Raw genomic sequence first — 840 nt, forward strand, 5'->3', positions numbered from 1 at the left:
TATTAAAGTTTCGACGGCAGAAAATGTCACCTTTACTAGTGTCACCGCAGGGGATACCTTGTTGAACACAGGTGGTGTCAGCTTCCTTGGCGGTAGCACGGTTAGACTGAGCAGCATGGGTCTTGATAATGGCGGCAACAGAATCACTGAGGTTGCTGATGGTGAAGACGATACAGATGCCGTTAATGTCAGACAATTGAATGCAACCAACAGTACAGTCGACTTGGGATTGGACTTTACCGGAGACGATACCGCAGTTGTCGTCAATCGTAAGTTAGGTCAAACCTTAACGATCCAAGGAGGCGCGACAGAGCTGACTGAGAATAACATCGGAGTGGTCGCTGATGAAGAAGGCAGTCTAAACGTTAAATTGGCTGAAGATGTAATACTTGGTAAAAATGGTAGCGTGAGAATGGAAAGCACGGTGCTTAACAATGCAGGTGTCACCATCACTGATGGTCCTAATCAGACCATTACCTTAAGCAACGAAGGTCTTGATAATGGTAACAACAGAATTATCAAGGTTGGTGAAGGTATTGCGCCAACTGATGCTGTCAACTTTGCACAGCTCACAACGACCAATAACGAAATTGCCAAAGGTATCAAAATTGGTGATGGCAATAGCGACAACGACCAGCAGTTTGCGCTAGGCGATACGATCAATATTACTGGTGATAATAATCTGACTACCACAGCTTCTGCAACGGGTGTCCAAGTTAAGCTCAACAATCAGTTAGATTTGGGCGACGAAGGTCGTATGCAAATAGGCAATAGCATCATGAATAGCACAGGTTTTACCTTTGTTGATAATGGCATGGGTAGAACCGTCAGACTAAGCAG

1 pseudogene is annotated in these 840 nt (G+C 45.0%); it reads left to right on the plus strand.

The features are described 5' to 3' along the window. Positions 1–840, plus strand: a pseudogene (locus ACS8FC_RS16195) (hypothetical protein); the annotation flags it as partial.

The sequence above is a fragment of the Psychrobacter sp. 1Y4 genome, assembly GCF_051847555.1.